Genomic DNA, 19,349 nt, shown 5'->3' with positions numbered 1-19,349 from the left:
TTAAATTTCAGTATATTATAATGATTAAATGTTAAACATTTTAACATTCATCAACAATTTTTTAATTATTTTTATTAGGTGTGAAAATGAAAAAATTACTTTTAGCTAGCGTTTCTGTTATGGCTTTCGTAAGCGCTGCTGCAAATGCTAACGCACAACCAGAAAAGATCAATCTACAATCGTTAATCAACACGGCAATGACCAGTGTAAAAATGGCTGAAGTCTTGCCAGAAAACGATGCTCACATTGTTGTTAAGAAGCAATCAAAGGCAATTTTAGCTGAAGAGACGCAAGTTCAGCTTCACAAAAACTTATTAGCAATGGCAAAAGGTGAAGAGCGCATAAACGTTTCTGAAGCGGAATAAGCTACTCACACACCTGATACGCATGCCGGTGCTTGCACCGGCATACGCCATCAACATCTGCTTAGGTATTACTGGTATCTAACGCGTCAAAACCTTTCACTAACTCGTCTAACGCTTTCATTTGCTGCAAATATGGTTCTAATTTCGCCAGCGGCAGTGCACAAGGTCCGTCACATAGTGCTTTATCAGGATTAGGGTGTGCTTCAATGAACAAGCCCGCTAAGCCCAACGCCATACCGCTTCTTGCTAGTTGAGCAGCTTGTGCTCGTCGACCATCTGCAGAGGTAGCACGACCACCTGGCATCTGTAGTGCGTGAGTCGCATCAAATATCACTGGCGCATATTCTTTCATTGCATCCATACCAAGCATATCTACAACAAGGTTGTTGTAGCCAAAACAACTGCCGCGTTCACAAAGAATAACCTTATCGTTGCCCGCTTCACCTAGCTTTCCAATAATATGGCGCATTTCGTGAGGCGCTAAGAACTGAGGCTTCTTAACATTTATTACGGCACCTGTTTTTGCCATTGCAACCACAAGGTCGGTCTGACGCGCCAGAAAAGCAGGTAACTGAATAACATCAACCACTTCTGCTACAGGTGCCGCTTGGTGCGGTTCGTGTACATCAGTGATAAGAGGAACGTTAAAAGTCGACTTAATCTCTTCAAAAATACTTAAGCCTTCTTCCATACCAGGGCCGCGGTACGAGGTTACTGATGAACGGTTAGCTTTATCAAACGAGGCTTTAAAAACGTAAGGGATATTGAGCTTTTGTGTTACTTCAACATAGTGCTCGGCAATACGCATCGCAAGGTCACGAGACTCGAGTACGTTCATCCCGCCGAACAGTACAAAAGGTAAATGATTGGCAACCTCGACGTTACCTACATTAATAATCTGTTTTGATTCAGACATTATTTATTTCCAATTAAATCTTAAAAAAGAGGTTGTTTGGTTACAGCAACCATTGCTGTTGCCATAAGCACAACGAGTGCTGCTACGAAAAAGCTCCATTTGCCCAAGGTTGTTTTGGCTTTTTTCAATGCAAATAATCCAAACACAATGTACAAAACTACGCCGATAACTTTGAATGTAAGCCATGCATTGACAATAGGATATTGAGATAAAATGAAGCATAGCCAAATTGCACTAGCTAACAGCACAGTATCAATGATATGAGGGAGGATTTTAACCCACTTCTTGCTCAATGCTGTTGCGTCGAATTGGCTCCAAATAAACCGAAAGACAAAGAATAAAATGCTTAAGCCAACGGCGGTTAAATGAAGGTGTTTTGCCATCATGTACATAGTGTGTTCCTGTTTTTATTAGATGATGAGCCTGCTGCTCGTTACTCTACCACATGTGCTAATTGGGCATTGCTTGATCTTTAATATCAAAATCAAAAAACCTGTGAAAGACAACTAAGTTGAGGTCATTCTCTTTAAGGTATTTTGCTATAAGTATTTCACTACAAGAGCTAAGGCAATATGCAATTGCCTTAGCCTCACGTCTTAAAGTACGAGCTGTCATCTTAAAGGCAGATGCATTTGCTTACTCCTGCCTTATTTTTATGGCGCCTGTTTAAAGGCGTTTATTGTAACGTATTACAATACGTAAATAACGGGGAAATGCATCACTTCGCGTCAGGATATTGAGCTTGTATCGCTATAAATGCTGGGAGCTCAGTCAGCATAATTTGAACCAGGCCAGGGTCGAAGTGCTTACCACTTTCCTCTTTCAATACAGCTTCGACCTTATCAACTGCCCATGCTGGCTTGTAGGGTCGCGAGTTTATTAGCGCATCAAACACATCTACCAATGTGGCAATGCGGCTTTTAATATCTATTTCTTCGCCCTTAAGCCCATCGGGATAACCTGTCCCATCCCAACGCTCGTGATGCTGTTTTGCTAACATGGCGGCAAGCTGAACCGTTGGGCGGCTTGAGTCTTGCAAAATTTGATACCCAAACTCTGCATGCTGGCGTATTTTAAAAACCTCTTCTTCGGTTAAAGACGTTGTTTTTTGCAAAATAGCTTTAGGCACAATAGAGGTACCAATATCATGCAACGGTATAGCAAGGCGCAGAGTATCAACTTCCTGTTCACTAAGCCCTGCTTTTTCTGCCAGTAGTTGCGCCATCTCAACCATTCTCGTTAGATGTTTTGACGCATTTGATTCATGCTCTAAAGCGCGGCCTAAACGTTCAATAATTTCTTTCTGCGTTGCTTCAACATCAACGGTTTTTAGTACGTTATCGAACGCCAGCTGCACACTATCTGAAAAGCGTTTTACCAAATGTCGATCATTATCACCAATTCTTCTGGGCAAGCCCGACAAATACAACAATGCACCGTCGTGAGTTTTACTGTTACAGTAAGCCACCACGTGATCTTCTGCATATACAATCTGTTTATCGCGCATTGCCTGTGCACATAGTGCATATTCTTCTGCACTAATCGCCTCTTTTAGCGGCACGCCTTCTTTGCTGGCGTATTGGCCATTCCCTGCAAACACATACAGTTCGTCTTTGCCCAACTGACTATTGTTTGTATTGATTGTTCGCGATGTAGTGGCAACCGCAGTAGTGATATAGGCGGCATCTTTCGAGCAGCCTAAAATCGAGGCCAACTGTTGGATGATGCCCTGCATGAATTTTTCGAGAGAACGTGAAGAAAACAAATCAACAGATGCATCAATGATCTTTTCTAGCCCGCACCTGTTTTCTTCTATAACAATAATATCGCGATAAGAGCGCAGTGCAGCAATAATAACAGTGAATAGTTTTTGTGCAGTTAGTTCGGTTTTAGATTTATAGTCATTGATGTCGTAGTTAATGATGACATCTTTTTCTGGAGCTTGGCCGGGTTGACCGGTGCGTAAAATAATGCGAGTGAAGTGATTATCGAGTTCGTTGCGAATGTAGTCTGCCACTTGAAGGCCGGCATCATCGGTTTCCATGACTACATCTAGTAACACAACTGCTATATCGTCATGGGTTTTAAAAATAGATTTGGCTTCTTCACCGCTATAGGCACTTACGAACTCTAATGTTTTACCATTTAAGCTAAAGTCATTTAGCGCCAACTTGGTAACGGCGTGGACTTCAGCTTCATCATCAACGATGAGTACTTTCCAGCTACCCAGATCATCCACTTCATTTTCATCGTCGTCTTCTGCGAAAAGAAAGTCATCATTCATCTGGTACGTCCTGTCCTGTAAGAGATTGTTTAACTTGGCGCTTTTTAGTTTTCTTTGACGCTAAACAAATACTAATGCAAAACCAGATATAAGCAAGTTTGCAATTAAACAGCAATGATTACTGCCAATTCTATGCGTAATGAAAGTAATGAAAGCGCTAGCGCCACTGACCTAGCGTCACGCGGTCGTTGTTACCGAAATCTTTGACAGTCTTAACCTTAACAAAGCCTGCATTGGTGAGCAGTGTATTTACCGCATTTCCTTGATCAAAGCCGTGCTCGAAGGCTAACAAAGCCCCTTTATTGAGGTATTCAGGCGCATTCTTGATGATGTGTTTTATATCGTCTAAGCCATCATGGCCCGAGGTTAAGGCTGTTTTCGGTTCAAAACGCACGTCGCCTTCATCAAGGTATGGGCTGGCTTCTTCGATATAAGGCGGGTTTGAAACAATAATGTCGAAAGTTTGGCCATTGAGTGCACTAAACCAGTCACTTTGCACGAAGCGGGCATTAGTTAAGTTGTTAGCTTGTGCATTGCGAGTAGCAAGTTTTACCGCTCCCTGCTGGAAGTCCACACCAGTAACTGATGATTCAGGTAATTCGCTTGCTAACGCCAGAGCAATAGCGCCCGTGCCTGTTCCTAAGTCGCAGATTGATAGAGGATGAGCTAGATGTTCATTGGCCCAGTTAAGCACTTGCTCAACCAGCACTTCAGTATCAGGGCGCGGTATTAACGTATCCGGCGAGGTAAATAGTGATAGAGTCCAGAAATCGCGCTTGCCGATAATATAAGCAACAGGCTCACCCCGTTTTCTTTTTGCCACTGCAGATTCAAATTGCGCCTGCTCAGTGTCACCCAAGGTTTTATCTGGCCATGTGAAAAGGTAAGTTTGAGACTTGCCTAGAATATTTGCCAATATCACTTTGGCATCAACAGAGGGTGACTCACCACCCTCTAGTTGTTTAACAGCCCATGCTAGGGCGCTATCTATGCGCATTATCTTTTTTAACGCTATTTTTGCTGCAAGACGAATTTACTCGTCAGAAAGCGAGGCTAACAAGTCAGCCTGATGTTCTTGCAAAATCGGATCGACGAGCTGTTTTAGATCCCCTTCTATTACTTCATCTAAACGATAGATAGTCAGGTTGATACGGTGATCGGTAACGCGACCTTGCGGGAAGTTGTAAGTACGAATACGCTCTGAGCGGTCACCACTACCTACTAAGCTCTTACGGGTAGAAGCTTCTTCAGCCGCGCGCTTTTCTTCTTCAATTTGGTTTAAACGCGCTTGAAGTACTGACATAGCCTTAGCACGGTTTTTGTGCTGTGAACGTTCGTCCTGACACTCTACAACCAAGCCTGTTGGCAAGTGAGTAATACGAATAGCAGAGTCAGTTTTGTTAACGTGCTGACCACCTGCGCCCGATGCACGGAAGGTATCGATACGAAGCTCAGCCGGGTTGATTTCGATGGCTTCTGACTCAGGGATCTCAGGTAATACGGCAACAGTACATGCAGAAGTGTGGATACGACCTTGTGATTCGGTTTCTGGTACACGTTGTACGCGGTGACCACCCGACTCGAACTTGAGCACCCCGTAGACGCCATCACCACTAACGTTCGCAACCACCTCTTTATAGCCGCCATGTTCACTTTCGTTGGCATTCACCAACTCAACACGCCAACCGCGGCTTTCTGCGTAACGGCTATACATACGGAATAAATCGCCTGCAAATATTGCCGCTTCGTCACCACCCGCACCTGCGCGAATTTCTAAGAAGCAGTTGTTGTCATCGTTAGGATCTTTTGGCAGAAGTAATACCTGAAGCTCAGTTTCAAGGCGCTCAATTTCTGCCTTAGCTTCTTTCATCTCTTCTTGTGCCATTTCACGCATTTCAGCATCGTCTTCGTTCAGCATTTCTTGTGCTGAGCTTAAGTTTTCTTGCGCTTGCTGATAGGCATTAAAGCCAGCGACTACATCTTCTAGCTGACTGAACTCTTTTGACAAGTTGCGAAACTTATCCTGATCGCCGATAACTTCAGGGTCACCGAGTAACGCCTGAACTTCTTCGAAACGCTCGACTAAGTGTTCGAGTTTCCTAACTACCGACTCTTTCATATGCTTCTTATTACCTTATTTATTATTGTCTGACGAAAAGTCAGATAAATCTAATGCCTGTCCCATCCAACGGCTTAACGCCGGGTCATCGTGCATGGCAGCTTCGCGTAACGCTAGGGTTGTTGAATGCAACAGCGTATTGGTTAGTTTATACGCCATTTCTTCTAATACCGCTTCGGCATTCTTACCTTCCGCTAATTGCGCTTTGGCCTTTTCCACAATATCGTCACGCTGCGCCATGCCTTTCTGGCGATACTGTCTTACTAAATCTATAGATTGCTGCGACTGTTTCCATGTCATATAGTCGCCAGCTTGCTTGTCGATAAGCTTTTCCGCTTCTTTTGCAGCTTGCTCGCGGTTTTCTAAATTCTTTTGAACAATGTGCTGTAAGTCATCGACAGTATAAAGATAGGCATCACCTAGCTCGTTTACTTCTGACTCTATATCTCGCGGTACTGCCAAGTCGACCAAAAACATAGGCATGTTTCTACGCTGTTTAAGCGCTTTTTCCACCATACCTTTGCCAATTAAGGGCAGTTGGCTAGCGGTAGAGCTTATCACGATATCAAAATCTTTTAAGTGCTCTGGTACTTGTGACAAGGTAAACACGCTCGCATCCAGTGTTTCGGCTAAGGCTTCTGCTCTAGCCACTGTTCTGTTTGCAACGGCTAAGCAGCTTACCCCCTGCTCTTTCAAGTGCTGTGCAACCAATTCAATAGTTTCACCAGCGCCTACTAGTAGCACTGAGCGCTTTGGTAATTCAGCGAAAATATGCTTGGCAAGTTGCACTGCTGCATAGGCTACGCTAACTGCGTTCGCCCCTATATCAGTTTCACTGCGAACGCGCTTGGCCACTGAAAAGGTATGTTGAAACAGCTTATCAAACTCACTGCTCACCATACCTGAATGCTTTGCATCACCAAACGCCTGCTTTACCTGCCCTAATATCTGAGGCTCGCCTAAGATGAGTGAATCAAGGCCGCTGGCTACTCGCATAATGTGCTTTACTGCTTCATCTTGCGCGAGCACATAGCTATTGCTGGCAATCTCTTCTACGTCTAAGTGATGAAAGTCACTTAACCATTGTAGAAGCTTTTGACCCGTATCGTCCTGGCTATTGACGTAAAGTTCGGTGCGGTTACAGGTGGATACAATGACAGACTCATCTATGCCATCCAGCTTTTTTAAACTCGCAAGCGCTTCCACCAGAGAATCTGGTGTAAAAGCCACTTTTTCGCGAAGTGCTACTGGTGCTGTTTTATGGTTAATACCGAGGGCGAGTAAAGTCATTAAAATCTGTGCTGGCAACGTCGGAGCGGCATTGTACGAAAAACGCAAAATGATTGAAAGTGTTGGTGAAACTGTGTTCCCATAATGTCACAACTAAATGTGTTTTATTTTTATACGGGTATGTTGCCTTAATGATTCGCTTATTTTCCTTATTATTTGCCATTTGCTTTTTATTAAGTGCATGTACCACCGCTCCGAAAGGCCCAGAAAATGCGGTAAACCTTACCGCGCAACTCGAAAAAGTGGCTGAAGTCCACCAGTGGCAAATGCGCGGAAAAATTGCTTTTCGCCAAGGAAAAGAAGCGGCAAGTCTTAATTTAGTCTGGAAAAACGATTCCGGCGATTTCGATTTTCGATTAACTAATTTCTTAGGAGTAAGTCTAGTTAATCTAAACGTGAACAAAAACCAGTCAGTATTGGAGGCTGAAGGCGAAACCTATGTAGATGCCCTGCCAGAGCCTCTTATTTATCAGATTACGGGAATGATAATTCCGGTAGAATCGCTATTATCTTGGGTAAAAGGCTTACCCCTGGACGGTGACAAATTCACCCTAACTGAAAAAGGTTTGGTTAATACCTTGGAAAGCTATTGCCAAGGTTGCCGCAATTGGCAAGTTGCTTACGGCAACTATGGTAGTGTTGAGCTAGAAGATGGAGCATCTGTATGGTTGCCTCACAGCATAACGCTTACCCAAGATGAAACCCCGAACCAGCCTAAAACTCAGCTTAAAATTAAAATTTATCAGTGGACTCTGTAGTGAACTCATCTGTTTCTCAACAAAAGGATTGGTGGCCTTCCCCCGCTAAACTTAACCTGTTCTTACACATTTTAGGTCGATACGACAACGGCTACCATCAGCTTCAAAGTTTATTCCAAATGCTGGATTACGGGGATGCTCTCGCCTTTGACGTAAGCACAAGTGATACGGCCATTCGCATGGAAACATCTCTTGATGGTGTGCCAGACGATGACAATTTAATTGTAAAAGCAGCGCGATTGCTGGCAACAAAAACTAAGTGCAATAAAGGTGCTGTTATTTCGATTGATAAACGACTACCCATGGGTGGCGGCATTGGGGGTGGCTCATCGAATGCAGCAACAACCCTTGTCGCGCTTAATCATTTATGGAATACAGGGCTAAGTGAAAACGAACTAGCCGAGTTAGGATTAAGTTTAGGTGCCGATGTACCTATTTTTGTGCGAGGTCTAACCGCATTTGCTGGAGGCGTTGGAGAAGACATAACCCCAGACTCCTCAAAAAGAACAGTACTTTCTTGTCGCAAACCCTAACGTGCATGTCAGCACAGCCGAAGTTTTTACCTCGCCGGATTTGCCCAGAAATACACCAGCGATGCGTTGGGAAGACTATAAATTTGAAAAAACTTGGAATGATTGTCAGCAATTAGTCGCGAATCGCTATCCTGAAGTTGCAAAATTATTACAGTGGTTGGTACACTACGCACCGTCGCGAATGACGGGCACAGGTGCTTGCGTATTTGCCACTTTTTCTGACTACGCTTTAGCCGAACAAGTTAGGGCTCAAATGCCTGAAGCTTGGCAGAGTTTTGTCGCAAAAGGTGTGAATCGCTCACCACTATTAGACAAATTAGAACAACAAAAATAGCGTGTACGCCACATCGGACAAGAACTTAAAAATTGGGGTATAGCCAAGTTGGTAAGGCAGCGGGTTTTGATCCCGCCATTCGTAGGTTCGAGTCCTGCTACCCCAGCCAAACCTCTTTTATCAACGCACTGAGGAACCACTTGTGCCAGATATGAAGCTCTTTGCAGGTAATGCCGTACCAGAACTTGCCCAGAAAGTCGCCGATCGCCTCTATACCAAACTTGGAAATGCCAAAGTTGGCCGTTTCAGTGACGGTGAAATTAGCGTAGAAATTCATGAAAACGTCCGTGGCTCGGACGTTTTTATTATCCAGTCTACGTGTGCGCCTACTAACGATAACCTTATGGAACTTATTGTGATGATCGACGCACTACGTCGCGCATCCGCTGGTCGTATTACAGCAGTAATTCCTTACTTTGGTTATGCACGCCAAGACCGTCGTGTTCGTTCAGCTTAGGGTGCCAATTACTGCGAAAGTAGTGGCTGACTTCCTGTCTAACGTTGGTGTTGACCGCGTTCTTACTATCGACCTACACGCCGAACAGATTCAAGGTTTCTTTGATGTTCCGGTGGACAACGCTTTCGGTACTCCTATCCTTCTTGCTGACATGGTAAGACGTGACTTTGCCGACCCTGTTGTCGTTTCTCCTGACATTGGCGGTGTTGTTCGTGCACGTGCTACTGCGAAACTACTTAACGACACCGACCTTGCTATTATCGATAAACGTCGCCCCAAAGCGAACGTGGCTCAGGTAATGAACATTATTGGTGATGTTAAAGATAGAGACTGCATCATCGTTGATGACATGATTGATACAGGCGGTACGCTTGCAAAAGCAGCAGAAGCACTTAAAGCACATGGTGCTCGCCGTGTTTATGCTTACGCTACTCACGCTATTTTTTCGGGTAACGCTGCAAACAACCTTAAAGAGTCTGTTATTGACGAGATTATCGTTACCGACTCGATTCCATTAAGTGCGGATATGAAGCAAATCGGAAAGGTAAAACAGCTTACTCTTTCTGAGATGCTTGCTGAAACCATTCGTCGCATTAGCAACGAAGAATCTATTTCAGCGATGTTTGAATACTAATTCAAACTAAAAAACGAGTGAAACAGTGATATAAATAAGCACTGTTTCACTCGCTTCTTTTACGGGAAGTTTTGTTTAGTTACCCGTTTCGTCTTCTTCGTTGTCTTCTGGCATATCCACGTCAACAACAGGTACTTCAACTTCTTTAGTCTTCGTTTTTACGTCAACGTCCATCGTATCAACGTCATATTCAGGCATTTCGCCACCTTCAACGTCAACGTCTGGCATTTCTCCGTCATCGGTTTTCTCTACCTCATATTCCGGTAGTTCACCAGACTCAACGTCAACATCAGGCATTTCACCATCTTCAGTTTTGTTAACATCGCATGCAGTTGCCGCTAGTGCCAAGCTTGATACTGCAAAAATTTTAGTTAAGTGCTTCATTTTCTCTCCTTAAAAACGTTGCTTTTGATAATCCCCAAATAAGGTTATTAAGATTATGCTAGCTGCGTAATACATTACCTTTGGACTAAATAAGTAAGCCCCGGGCGTTGTTATTACATAAGTCGATGTTAATAAAGCAGGCTCTGTGCCAATCACTTTATAATATAGGGGGGAGCGCGGAGGATGAAACTTCACTTCAAACTATACTGTCCATTTCGATAAAGAAAGTTCTATGCTTTTTTGCTATATCGCTTGATAAACAAGTTGTTGCCATCGCCTTATAAACGGCAGTTTTAAGCAGACTTATAAAACATTTTTTCCGTCAGTTAATTTGGAAAAAAACATTCTTAACGGTTTCGTAAAAGTGCTGCGCCTTTGTAAAAATCAAAATATTTTTTATTCAAAAAAAATGCGCTCTACTTTTTGAAACGTGAAAAAGATATATAGGTATCTGCGTTTTTTGTAGAAATTACTTAAACACCATGGAAGACTGTTAAACAAAGAAAAGCTTGAATCGATAGAAGCCAAAGTTATGCACCGCTGTAGTTTTGGTTCTAGCTGGGCGCTAGATGAAAGCTAACGATAAAACCCTACTTTTATTAAATAGAGGAATATAAGAATGAAAACACATCGCCTTAAACTCGCACTTATTTTTACTTCTGTACTTACACTTGTAGCTTGCTCTGAAGAAGAAGCCAATAAGGACGTCACCATGGTAGATAAAGAAAAACAAATGGACATAAAAGCTGAATCAATGCCTAAAGAACTGGTTGCCGAGCCTGTCACACAAGCTGAGGCCGTTGAAGAAAACGTAAAAGGTGAAGTTTCTATGAAAGGCAGCATTATTTATAAAGATCTAGAAGGCGGTTTCTATGCTTTTATTGCTGAGAATGGCGATCGTTACACCCTACATGGATTAGATGAAACTTATCAAAAAAATGGCCTTGTTGTGGAAGTTAAAGGTACACCTAAGCCCGATCTGATGACCTTCACCCAATTTGGTACTGTACTTCAAGTATCAAGCGTTAAGGTGCTTGATACCAGCAAAGTCATTGATAACCTGCAAACGAAATAGACGTGTTTCGTGCTAGGCAAGTAGCCTGTTATTGGAATAACGCCGGATAGAAACCTGACTTTGCTGTTCTTGATAGAATAAAAGCGCGCTTCGGCGCGTTTTTAATATTGGCAACGTCGTTTTATACTTTTCGCTTCTATTTTTATCTGCGTTGGCAATTGTATGTTGTAGTGGGTGGTGTTAGAATTCGCCGCCCTTGAATTTTGGGCTGATGATTTATTGTGCGTAAGAATGTATTTTCAAACGTAATAAACATCAAATTACAGTGGGTTTTGGTCGCAAAAATCCACATCATTAGACTTATATTTTTGGAGACAGACAATGTCTGAAGCAAATTTCAAACTAGATGCTTCTGTTCGTACAGACCTAGGGAAAGGTGCGAGCCGCCGCCTACGTCGCGAAGATAAGCTTCCTGGTATCATCTACGGTGGTGAAGAAGCACCAGTTTCTATCACTCTAGATCACAACAAAGTTAACAACTCTGCTGACTTTGAAGCGTTTTACTCTCACGTTCTTGAACTAAACCTAGACGGTAAAGTTGTTGAAGTTCTAGTTAAAGATATGCAGCGTCACCCGTACAAGCCAAAGATCATGCACATTGACTTCCAACGTGTTATCGCTGGTCAAGACGTTCACACTAACGTTCCAATTCACTTCGTAAACGAAGAAGCTTCTGCTGCTGTTAAAGCTGGCGGTATTGCTGAGCACCACGTAACTGAAATTGAAGTTACTTGTCAGCCTAAGAACCTTCCAGAGTTCATCGAAGTAGATATGGCTGCTGTTGAAATGGGTCAAACGCTACACCTTTCTGACCTAACACTTCCAGCTGGCGTTTCTTCAGTAGAACTTGCTAAGAACGACGAAGCTCACGACCTAGCAGTTGTGACTGTTAAGCCTGCTCCTAAAGCGGCTGATACAGAAGAAGACGGCGAAGAAGCAGCTTCAGAGGAATAATCCTCTTGGCTGATATCCGCCTAATCGTGGGTCTGGGTAATCCAGGCCCCGAATATGAAAATACCCGACACAATGCCGGTGAATGGTTTCTCAACCAACTTGCCGACACCTATAACGCCCCGCTAAAACCAGAAACCAAATTCTTCGGTAAGACTGCTCGCATTATTATTGCTGGCAAAGATGTCCGTTTGCTCTACCCCACTACGTTTATGAATAAAAGTGGACAAGCCGTAGCAGCACTGGCTAATTTTTACCGTATAGAACCAGAACAAATATTAGTAGCATTTGACGAATTAGATTTGCCCCCCGGCGTAGCAAAATACAAAGTGGGTGGAAGTTCTAGTCAAAACGGCGTACGCGACATTGTGGCTAAAATGGGTAACAACAAGAATTTTTTGCGTTTGCGCATAGGTATTGGTCATCCAGGTCATAAAAGCCGAGTAACCGGCCATGTTCTTGGTAAGCCACCAGCAGATGAAAAGGCAGCTATTGAAAGCGCCGTTGATGAAGCGGTACGCTGTACAGAAATTTTGCTGAAAGAAGACCTTAAGCAAGCACAAAACAGGTTACACTCTCACAAAGGGTAAACCTAGCCAGTTTTCACTTTTCCAAACTAAGGATCCATACCATGGGTTTTAAATGCGGTATTGTTGGCCTACCAAACGTAGGTAAATCAACACTTTTCAATGCATTAACAAAAGCAGGTATCGAAGCGGCCAACTTCCCTTTCTGTACCATCGAGCCAAACACAGGCGTAGTACCTGTGCCAGATCTTCGTTTGGACAAGTTGGCTGAAATCGTAAACCCACAGCGCGTTATTCCCACTACCATGGAATTCGTTGATATTGCGGGTTTGGTAGAAGGCGCATCTAAAGGTGAAGGCTTAGGTAATAAATTCCTAGCGAACATTCGTGAAACCGACGCTATTGGTCACGTAGTACGCTGCTTCGACGATGAAAACATTGTTCACGTTGCAGGTCGCGTTAGCCCTAAAGATGACATCGACGTTATTAACACCGAGCTTGCGCTATCTGATTTAGAAACCACAGAAAAAGCACTTCACCGTGTAGCGAAACGCGCTAAAGGTGGCGACGCTGATGCCAAGTACGAAATGAAAGTACTCGAGAAGATTAAGCCGCACCTAGATGAAGGCTTATTACTTCGTTCACTTGAGCTTAGTAAAGAAGAACTGGCGGCAATCAGCTACATGAACATGCTTACCCTTAAGCCAACCATGTACATTGCTAACGTAAATGAAGACGGCTTTGAAAACAACCCGTACCTTGACCAAGTAAAAGAGATAGCAGCAGGCGAGAATGCTACAGTAGTAGCAGTTTGTGCATCTATTGAGTCTGATATTGCAGAGCTTGAAGATGACGAGCGCGAAGAATTTATGCAGGACATGGGCTTAGAAGAGCCTGGACTTAACCGCGTAATTCGTGCCGGTTATAACTTGCTGACGCTTCAAACTTACTTTACTGCAGGTGTTAAAGAAGTGCGCGCTTGGACCTTCCCTGAAGGTTCAACTGCACCACAAGCAGCGGGTAAAATTCACACCGACTTCGAAAAAGGCTTTATTCGCGCCGAAATCGTGAGCTACGACCACTTTGTGGAGTTTAACGGCGAACAAGGTGCTAAAGATGCAGGTAAATGGCGTCTTGAAGGTAAAGACTACATTGTTAAAGATGGTGACGTTATCCACTTCCGCTTTAACGTATGATTTCTAATGTAGAAATTAATGCTGTTTACTAAAGCCACCGCAAGGTGGCTTTTTTGTTTGCCATAAACAATTGTGAAGCTTACATAGGGCTGCTATAACTGACAAAAAACTAACGGGTTTTATAATGATTCTAAAACAGCTTAGCAATTTACAACCGTTCGCGTTATTGCAAAATAAGTCGCAGCGAGACACACAGCTAAAAAACCGACTATCCCTTTTTAAAGCCTCGGTTAGAACATTATGTTTACTGAGCTTTGCTAGTTTTTCCATCGCCAGTGAAACTCAGATTAAAGCGGTAAACACACAATCTGACATCAGTGGCGGTGAAATAGCGCCAACATTGGTAAGCAATACTGATAGTTGGTATCAGGTACCCCAAGCTAATACGGTAACCTTCAAAACCGCATATGGTGATGTGGTTATTGCACTTCATCCTACCCTTGCGCCAAAGCATGTAGCCAGGTTCAAAGCCCTTATAGATGCAGGCTTTTACAACGAGCAAGCGTTTTATCGTGTGGTAGACGGCTTTGTGGCACAGGCTGGCAGTAACGATACTCACGACGCATCACAATTTCCGTCAACACTGCTTAAGCCAATAAGCGCTGAATTTACTCAGCCACTTAACAGCAATGTAAACGTCGTTGAATCTAAAGATATGTTTGCACCTAATACTGGCTTTTTAGACGGCTTCCCTGTGGGCATTGATAAAAGCCGTAAAGAAATGTGGGGGCTTCACTGCCCTGGCGTTGTGGCGTTTGCTCGTAATAGCGAGAAAGATACCGCCAGTACAGAGTTTTATATTGTAATTGGGCAAGCTCCGCGACATTTAGATAGAAATATGTCGGTGGTAGGTCGTGTAGTGAAAGGTATGGATGTGCTTCAAAAATTACCTAGAGGCGATATGGACACAGGTGGTGTACTAGATGACATTACCCAAGAGAGTAAAATAAAGCAGGCTTTTGTGCATACTAGCAATGCAACACCTTATTTCCTGCAAACTCCTCATCATGAAGAATATAAAAATCGGGTGAATACAGGAAAAAATTTAGATAACCCGTTTTTTCATGACAATACCTATGGCCCGCGCCCTATTGACGTGTGTTATTACCAGACAAAAGCCAGTGACAAAACTTGGTAAATCGGTACTTAAACCCTTGCAAGTTGTTCAAATTCACGGCTTTTTGTGCGTATTTCGCCCTAATGCGCACACTTAATGAGCATTTAAAAAAAGTTAGTAAAAAAGGGGTTGACGGTTGCCAGTCATATACGCATAATACGCGCCACTTCCTGAGAGGGAAGAGAATAGCAAGGCTACGTAGCTCAGTTGGTTAGAGCACATCACTCATAATGATGGGGTCGCAAGTTCGAATCTCGCCGTAGCCACCAATTCTCTGGTTATCTCTTTTAGGAAAGTCTAGCTGCGCGGAAGTGGTGGAATTGGTAGACACGCTGGATTTAGGTTCCAGTGCTTCACGGCGTGAGAGTTCAAGTCTCTCCTTCCGCACCACGACTGGGGTATAGCCAAGTTGGTAAGGCAGCGGGTTTTGATCCCGCCATTCATAGGTTCGAGTCCTGTTACCCCAGCCATTCTTTTTTGAATGACTATTATAGCTAGCGTCTACGCGGAAGTGGTGGAATTGGTAGACACGCTGGATTTAGGTTCCAGTGCTTCACGGCGTGAGAGTTCAAGTCTCTCCTTCCGCACCATTTGGGGTATAGCCAAGTTGGTAAGGCAGCGGGTTTTGATCCCGCCATTCATAGGTTCGAGTCCTGTTACCCCAGCCATATTCTTGAGAAGCCGCTCATCGAGCGGCTTTTTATTCAAGATAAAAGTTAAGGCTACGTAGCTCAGTTGGTTAGAGCACATCACTCATAATGATGGGGTCGCAAGTTCGAATCTCGCCGTAGCCACCAACTTTTTACATTCCTTAATTGGAAGTCTACATTGCGGAAGTGGTGGAATTGGTAGACACGCTGGATTTAGGTTCCAGTGCTTCACGGCGTGAGAGTTCAAGTCTCTCCTTCCGCACCAAATTTGGGGTATAGCCAAGTTGGTAAGGCAGCGGGTTTTGATCCCGCCATTCATAGGTTCGAGTCCTGTTACCCCAGCCATATTCTTGAAGAAGCCGCTCTATTGAGCGGTTTTTTTGTTTGTGCTTACCCTTTCTAAAAAGTGCTGATAGATTTTAGTTAAAAACTCTACGCCCTTTCCCTTCTAAATGAATAAATTTGCTATATGCGAGCATAAAACGTCATAGTTTCAGTACGTTTTCATTGTCCAATCATTTAACTGTCGTGCTAGTATTAGTTCTTTATCGATATAGCTCGGCTTATTCTAAGGTTTAGCAATTATATGTTTGCTTAAGCTGAAGCGTTTGTTCTGACAACGCACCTGTCATGTTCAGTTCATCTTTACACGCCGAGCAGCTATTAAAACAATAACGAAGGAAAGTGCGTGATAAACGAATTCGTTTCATTAGTTAACAATATTCTTTGGGGAGACGGCCAAGTACTCATTATCATGCTTCTGGCATGTGGTATTTGGTTTACCGTAAAACTAGGCGGTGTACAGCTTAGACATTTCGGTCATATGTTCAGCTTGCTTAAAGGCAGTAACACCTCTACTAAAGACGGGATCAGTTCATTCCAAGCTTTATGTACCAGTTTATCTGCCCGCGTAGGTACGGGTAACTTAGCTGGCGTTGCGGTTGCTATATCACTAGGAGGTGCGGGCGCAATTTTTTGGATGTGGATGATTGCCCTTCTTGGTATGGCCACCGGCTTTGCTGAAAGCGTTTTGGGCCAGCTTTACAAAGTGCGTGACGAAAACGGCGAGTTCCGTGGCGGCCCAGCCTACTACATTAAGCAGGGTTTGAATAAAACTTGGTTAGCTGTCGCTTTCTCGCTGTGTTTGTTCTTTGGCTACGGTTTTGTTTTCAGTGCCGTACAAGCTAACACTATTACCGATGCATTAAACAATGCGTACTCTTTCCCTACTGAATATGTTGGCCTAGCCATTATAGCCCTAGCAGCTTTAATTGTAGTGGGAGGGCTTAAAAGCATCGCCCGCTTTGCCGAGTTTGTGGTTCCCTTCATGGGGATTGGCTACGTGCTAGTGGCGCTTGCCATTACCTTCATTAATATTTCCGAACTGCCGGCTATGCTGCTTGATATCGTAAAGTCTGCGTTTGGTTTACAAGAAGCTGGCGCTGGCGCACTAGGTGCTGCCATTAAAAATGGAATTCAGCGTGGTCTTTATTCAAATGAAGCGGGTAGCGGCTCGGTACCACACGCAGCAGCAAGTGCTGTTCCAAACCCTAATCACCCGGTTTCTCAAGGTTACATTCAGATGCTGGGTGTTTTCTTAGATACACTAATACTGTGTACGTCTACTGCCTTTATCATTCTACTTGCTGGCGGTTCAAGCTCTGATCAAATGGAAGGCATACGCCTAACCCAAGACGCCATGAGCAGTCATCTAGGCGAAGGCGGTACCGACTTCGTGGCAGCCGCCATCAGCTTATTTGCATTTACATCTGTAGTAGCAAACTACGCCTATGGCGAAAGTAACCTGCACATGTTCAAGCTAGATAACAAAATAGGCCGTGCAGTCTACACCATCGGCTACTTGGGCATGATCTACTGGGGCGCACAGGCAGCGCTACCTCAGGTATGGGCAATGGCCGATATGGCGTTAGGTTTAATGACGGTAATCAACATCATCGCTATTGTATGGATGACCCCTACCATTGTTTCTATCAGCAAAGACTACTTTAAGAAAAAAGACACTGGCGCAAACATGGAATACAAAGCGGGTGACTGTGAAATACAGGGTAAGTCAGAAGATGGTATTTGGGATTGATTAAAGCCAACTCTACTTAAAAGCCTCGATAATTTTGTCGTAGCGTGTTGGAAACACGCTACGAATCTCTCTATATTTGATTTTTATTGTTTACCAATTGTAGTCGCGCAGTCCATACCTAAAATTCACAGCTGTCTACTTTCTTTACAACTGGTATTCTTTTCTTAAACATAAACATATATCTATTTGATTTAAAATGATAAACATACGCGGTATATTTCTTGTAGTTCTCGTACTTGTACAATTCAAGCAAACATCTTTTATACGTTGATTGCTTCAAAGCAATCCAATAAAAATAAGTAAATTATCCAGCTTAATCTGAATTTTATTCTGCTTTCTCGTCAAGTATTAAACACGGAGTTTCGTATAATGTCGAAGGTTCAATCCACTGTATTAGCGCTAGCGCTTTCGTTAGGCACTTCAAGTATCGCAAATGCATCGTTATTAAAAAGTGGTTTTACAGTAAGCACTAATATCGGCTATCAAAGTGGGCGGATGAGTGTTGGCAGTGGAGGCGATATATTCTGGGAAGCAACCAGCCGAATCATCGGCGCTTCTGACATAGGCACTGGCTCTGTCGGTAATCAAAGCGGCGACCCGCTTTACTATGCAGATTCAAGTTATAGTGGTGTCGTTGGCATGTTGATGCAAACCAACAGTGGTAATTTTGTTTGTTCAGGTACACTTTTGAACGACCGCCGTTCAATAGCAACTGCAGCGCACTGCGTATCAAGCGGTGCAGGTACGCCGAATCCTCTATCAACCACAATATTTTTCCAACCCGAAGATGGAATAATTGCCCCCGCAGAAAATATTTATACAAGCCCTGAAGGCGTCGTAGAAATAGAGGTCAGCGATTATTTCGTGAACCCGGACTATACTGGCGAAGTTATCGACCAAAATGATATTGCCATTCTGCGTCTTTCAGAAGAAGCTCCAGAGTGGGCAATATCTCATGAGCTTTTCCTCGGTGAGGATTTAACCGGTCAAGCGTTCAATGTTGCAGGTTATGGCGCCAGAGGTAATGGAAGTGAAGGTCGGATTGCCAATACAGGCCATCTTCGTCAAGGAAATAATATTTATGACTTCGCATTTGGCGACGATGCATTTGGTGGTTTTTGGACAGATAGAAATGCTAGCGGTTCGAACTTTTTCGGTACAGCCGAGGTTGAATTCTCCTACGTTTCTGATTTAGATAATGGTCTCGCTCAGAATGATATGTCAGGCAACTTGGGGAATTTTTTCGGCACATCGCTCTTTGAAGACGTAGGGCTAGGATTAAGTGAAGCTTCTGTGGCAGGAGGTGATTCCGGCGGCCCTAATTTCATTAACAACTTACTTTCAGGTATTAACAGCTATGGACTTTCATTTGGTACAGCCTTAGGAGATATCGATGGTGAACTTAATAATAGTTTTGGTGAACTGAGTGGCTATGTTCCCACCTGGCTTCATGCAGACTTTATCAGACAGTCTATGGTTCAGGTGTCGGCGCCACACACAACCGGTATATTTATGCTTGGTTTGAGTTTACTTCTTTTACGCAAATGTAAGCGTCGTGTTTAAGATTTTCTTAGCCAAACCTCAACGCTTGTCAATACGTTCAGCTTTTTCAAAGCGCGTAATAGGGCAGACATTACCTTCTGATGGAACAATGGTTATTGTGC

At 43.6% G+C, this 19,349-nt stretch carries 16 protein-coding genes, 9 tRNA genes and 2 pseudogenes; 20 read left to right on the top strand and 7 right to left on the bottom strand.

Annotated features, from left to right (window positions below; genetic code table 11):
* The first annotated feature begins 86 nt into the window (after positions 1–86).
* Positions 87–365: a hypothetical protein gene (locus tag ACYX4W_RS10660; protein ID WP_474855752.1), complete on the top strand. Its 279-nt coding sequence runs from the start codon at positions 87–89 to the stop codon at positions 363–365.
* Positions 366–426: 61 nt separating this feature from the next.
* Here the strand turns inward: ACYX4W_RS10660 and kdsA are convergent, their stop codons facing one another.
* From kdsA to hemA, 6 genes are all read right to left on the bottom strand, one after another.
* Positions 427–1,281: a 3-deoxy-8-phosphooctulonate synthase gene (kdsA, locus tag ACYX4W_RS10655; RefSeq protein WP_476073154.1), complete on the bottom strand. Its 855-nt coding sequence runs from the start codon at positions 1,279–1,281 to the stop codon at positions 427–429.
* 20 nt (positions 1,282–1,301) lie between these two features.
* The gene (locus tag ACYX4W_RS10650; RefSeq protein ID WP_474807615.1) at positions 1,302–1,667 is read right to left on the bottom strand and encodes a SirB2 family protein; all 366 of its coding nucleotides are present in this window, start codon (positions 1,665–1,667) and stop codon (positions 1,302–1,304) included.
* 332 nt (positions 1,668–1,999) lie between these two features.
* Complete coding sequence (locus tag ACYX4W_RS10645) at positions 2,000–3,565, bottom strand: DUF3369 domain-containing protein (protein WP_476073153.1); 1,566 nt, start codon at positions 3,563–3,565, stop codon at positions 2,000–2,002.
* Positions 3,566–3,722: 157 nt separating this feature from the next.
* Positions 3,723–4,562 carry a peptide chain release factor N(5)-glutamine methyltransferase gene (prmC, locus tag ACYX4W_RS10640; RefSeq protein WP_476073152.1) on the bottom strand — a complete coding sequence of 280 codons (840 nt, stop codon included), beginning with the start codon at positions 4,560–4,562 and terminating at the stop codon, positions 3,723–3,725.
* Between the two features lie 36 nt (positions 4,563–4,598).
* Positions 4,599–5,684: a peptide chain release factor 1 gene (gene prfA / locus ACYX4W_RS10635; protein WP_474830967.1), complete on the bottom strand. Its 1,086-nt coding sequence runs from the start codon at positions 5,682–5,684 to the stop codon at positions 4,599–4,601.
* A gap of 15 nt (positions 5,685–5,699) precedes the next feature.
* Positions 5,700–6,974 (bottom strand): glutamyl-tRNA reductase, encoded by a 1,275-nt coding sequence (hemA, locus tag ACYX4W_RS10630; protein ID WP_474807622.1) that lies wholly within the window; start codon positions 6,972–6,974, stop codon positions 5,700–5,702.
* A gap of 131 nt (positions 6,975–7,105) precedes the next feature.
* Between hemA and lolB the strand changes: the two genes are divergently transcribed.
* The 4 genes and pseudogenes from lolB to ACYX4W_RS10610 all read left to right on the top strand — a co-directional run bounded on the left by lolB (position 7,106) and on the right by ACYX4W_RS10610 (position 9,690).
* The gene (gene lolB, locus ACYX4W_RS10625) at positions 7,106–7,732 is read left to right on the top strand and encodes a lipoprotein insertase outer membrane protein LolB (protein WP_476073151.1); all 627 of its coding nucleotides are present in this window, start codon (positions 7,106–7,108) and stop codon (positions 7,730–7,732) included.
* Positions 7,732–8,599 (top strand): annotated as a pseudogene (gene ispE / locus ACYX4W_RS10620) (4-(cytidine 5'-diphospho)-2-C-methyl-D-erythritol kinase). The gene lolB and the pseudogene ispE overlap by 1 nt, the downstream one beginning before the upstream one ends.
* Before the next feature lie 33 nt (positions 8,600–8,632).
* A tRNA-Gln gene (locus tag ACYX4W_RS10615) sits at positions 8,633–8,708 on the top strand.
* A 33-nt stretch (positions 8,709–8,741) separates the two neighbouring features.
* A pseudogene (locus tag ACYX4W_RS10610) lies at positions 8,742–9,690 on the top strand (ribose-phosphate pyrophosphokinase).
* Between the two features lie 75 nt (positions 9,691–9,765).
* Here the strand turns inward: ACYX4W_RS10610 and ACYX4W_RS10605 are convergent.
* The gene (locus ACYX4W_RS10605; RefSeq protein ID WP_476073150.1) at positions 9,766–10,074 is read right to left on the bottom strand and encodes a hypothetical protein; all 309 of its coding nucleotides are present in this window, start codon (positions 10,072–10,074) and stop codon (positions 9,766–9,768) included.
* 619 nt (positions 10,075–10,693) lie between these two features.
* Here ACYX4W_RS10605 and ACYX4W_RS10600 point away from each other — a divergent pair.
* The 15 genes from ACYX4W_RS10600 to ACYX4W_RS10530 all read left to right on the top strand — a co-directional run bounded on the left by ACYX4W_RS10600 (position 10,694) and on the right by ACYX4W_RS10530 (position 19,248).
* Entirely contained in the window at positions 10,694–11,149 is a 456-nt protein-coding gene (locus tag ACYX4W_RS10600; protein WP_476073149.1) for a ribose-phosphate pyrophosphokinase, read from the top strand.
* Positions 11,150–11,470: 321 nt separating this feature from the next.
* The gene (locus ACYX4W_RS10595) at positions 11,471–12,103 is read left to right on the top strand and encodes a 50S ribosomal protein L25/general stress protein Ctc (protein ID WP_474807632.1); all 633 of its coding nucleotides are present in this window, start codon (positions 11,471–11,473) and stop codon (positions 12,101–12,103) included.
* A gap of 5 nt (positions 12,104–12,108) precedes the next feature.
* Positions 12,109–12,690, top strand: coding sequence for an aminoacyl-tRNA hydrolase (pth, locus tag ACYX4W_RS10590; protein WP_476073148.1), 582 nt, complete (start codon positions 12,109–12,111; stop codon positions 12,688–12,690).
* Positions 12,691–12,731: 41 nt separating this feature from the next.
* The gene (ychF, locus tag ACYX4W_RS10585; RefSeq protein WP_118489665.1) at positions 12,732–13,823 is read left to right on the top strand and encodes a redox-regulated ATPase YchF; all 1,092 of its coding nucleotides are present in this window, start codon (positions 12,732–12,734) and stop codon (positions 13,821–13,823) included.
* Positions 13,824–13,947: 124 nt separating this feature from the next.
* Positions 13,948–14,961: a peptidylprolyl isomerase gene (locus tag ACYX4W_RS10580; protein ID WP_476073147.1), complete on the top strand. Its 1,014-nt coding sequence runs from the start codon at positions 13,948–13,950 to the stop codon at positions 14,959–14,961.
* A 171-nt stretch (positions 14,962–15,132) separates the two neighbouring features.
* Positions 15,133–15,209: transfer RNA gene (locus tag ACYX4W_RS10575), tRNA-Met, on the top strand.
* A gap of 36 nt (positions 15,210–15,245) precedes the next feature.
* Positions 15,246–15,330, top strand: a tRNA-Leu gene (locus ACYX4W_RS10570).
* A gap of 4 nt (positions 15,331–15,334) precedes the next feature.
* Positions 15,335–15,410: transfer RNA gene (locus ACYX4W_RS10565), tRNA-Gln, on the top strand.
* A gap of 35 nt (positions 15,411–15,445) precedes the next feature.
* Positions 15,446–15,530 (top strand) — tRNA-Leu (locus tag ACYX4W_RS10560).
* A 2-nt stretch (positions 15,531–15,532) separates the two neighbouring features.
* Positions 15,533–15,608, top strand: a tRNA-Gln gene (locus tag ACYX4W_RS10555).
* Between the two features lie 52 nt (positions 15,609–15,660).
* Positions 15,661–15,737: transfer RNA gene (locus ACYX4W_RS10550), tRNA-Met, on the top strand.
* A 33-nt stretch (positions 15,738–15,770) separates the two neighbouring features.
* Positions 15,771–15,855 (top strand) — tRNA-Leu (locus ACYX4W_RS10545).
* Between the two features lie 4 nt (positions 15,856–15,859).
* Positions 15,860–15,935: transfer RNA gene (locus ACYX4W_RS10540), tRNA-Gln, on the top strand.
* 343 nt (positions 15,936–16,278) lie between these two features.
* A complete protein-coding gene (locus ACYX4W_RS10535) occupies positions 16,279–17,685 on the top strand; it encodes an alanine/glycine:cation symporter family protein (protein ID WP_474808766.1) in 1,407 nt (468 codons plus the stop codon).
* A gap of 369 nt (positions 17,686–18,054) precedes the next feature.
* On the top strand, positions 18,055–19,248 hold the full coding sequence (locus ACYX4W_RS10530) for a trypsin-like serine protease (protein WP_476073146.1): 1,194 nt from the start codon (positions 18,055–18,057) through the stop codon (positions 19,246–19,248).
* Positions 19,249–19,349: the final 101 nt, after the last annotated feature.

Source organism: Alteromonas sp. ABH4_454 (genome assembly GCF_056311775.1).
Note: the sequence above shows the minus strand (reverse complement) of the source record. Positions and strands in the feature narration are given on the sequence as shown.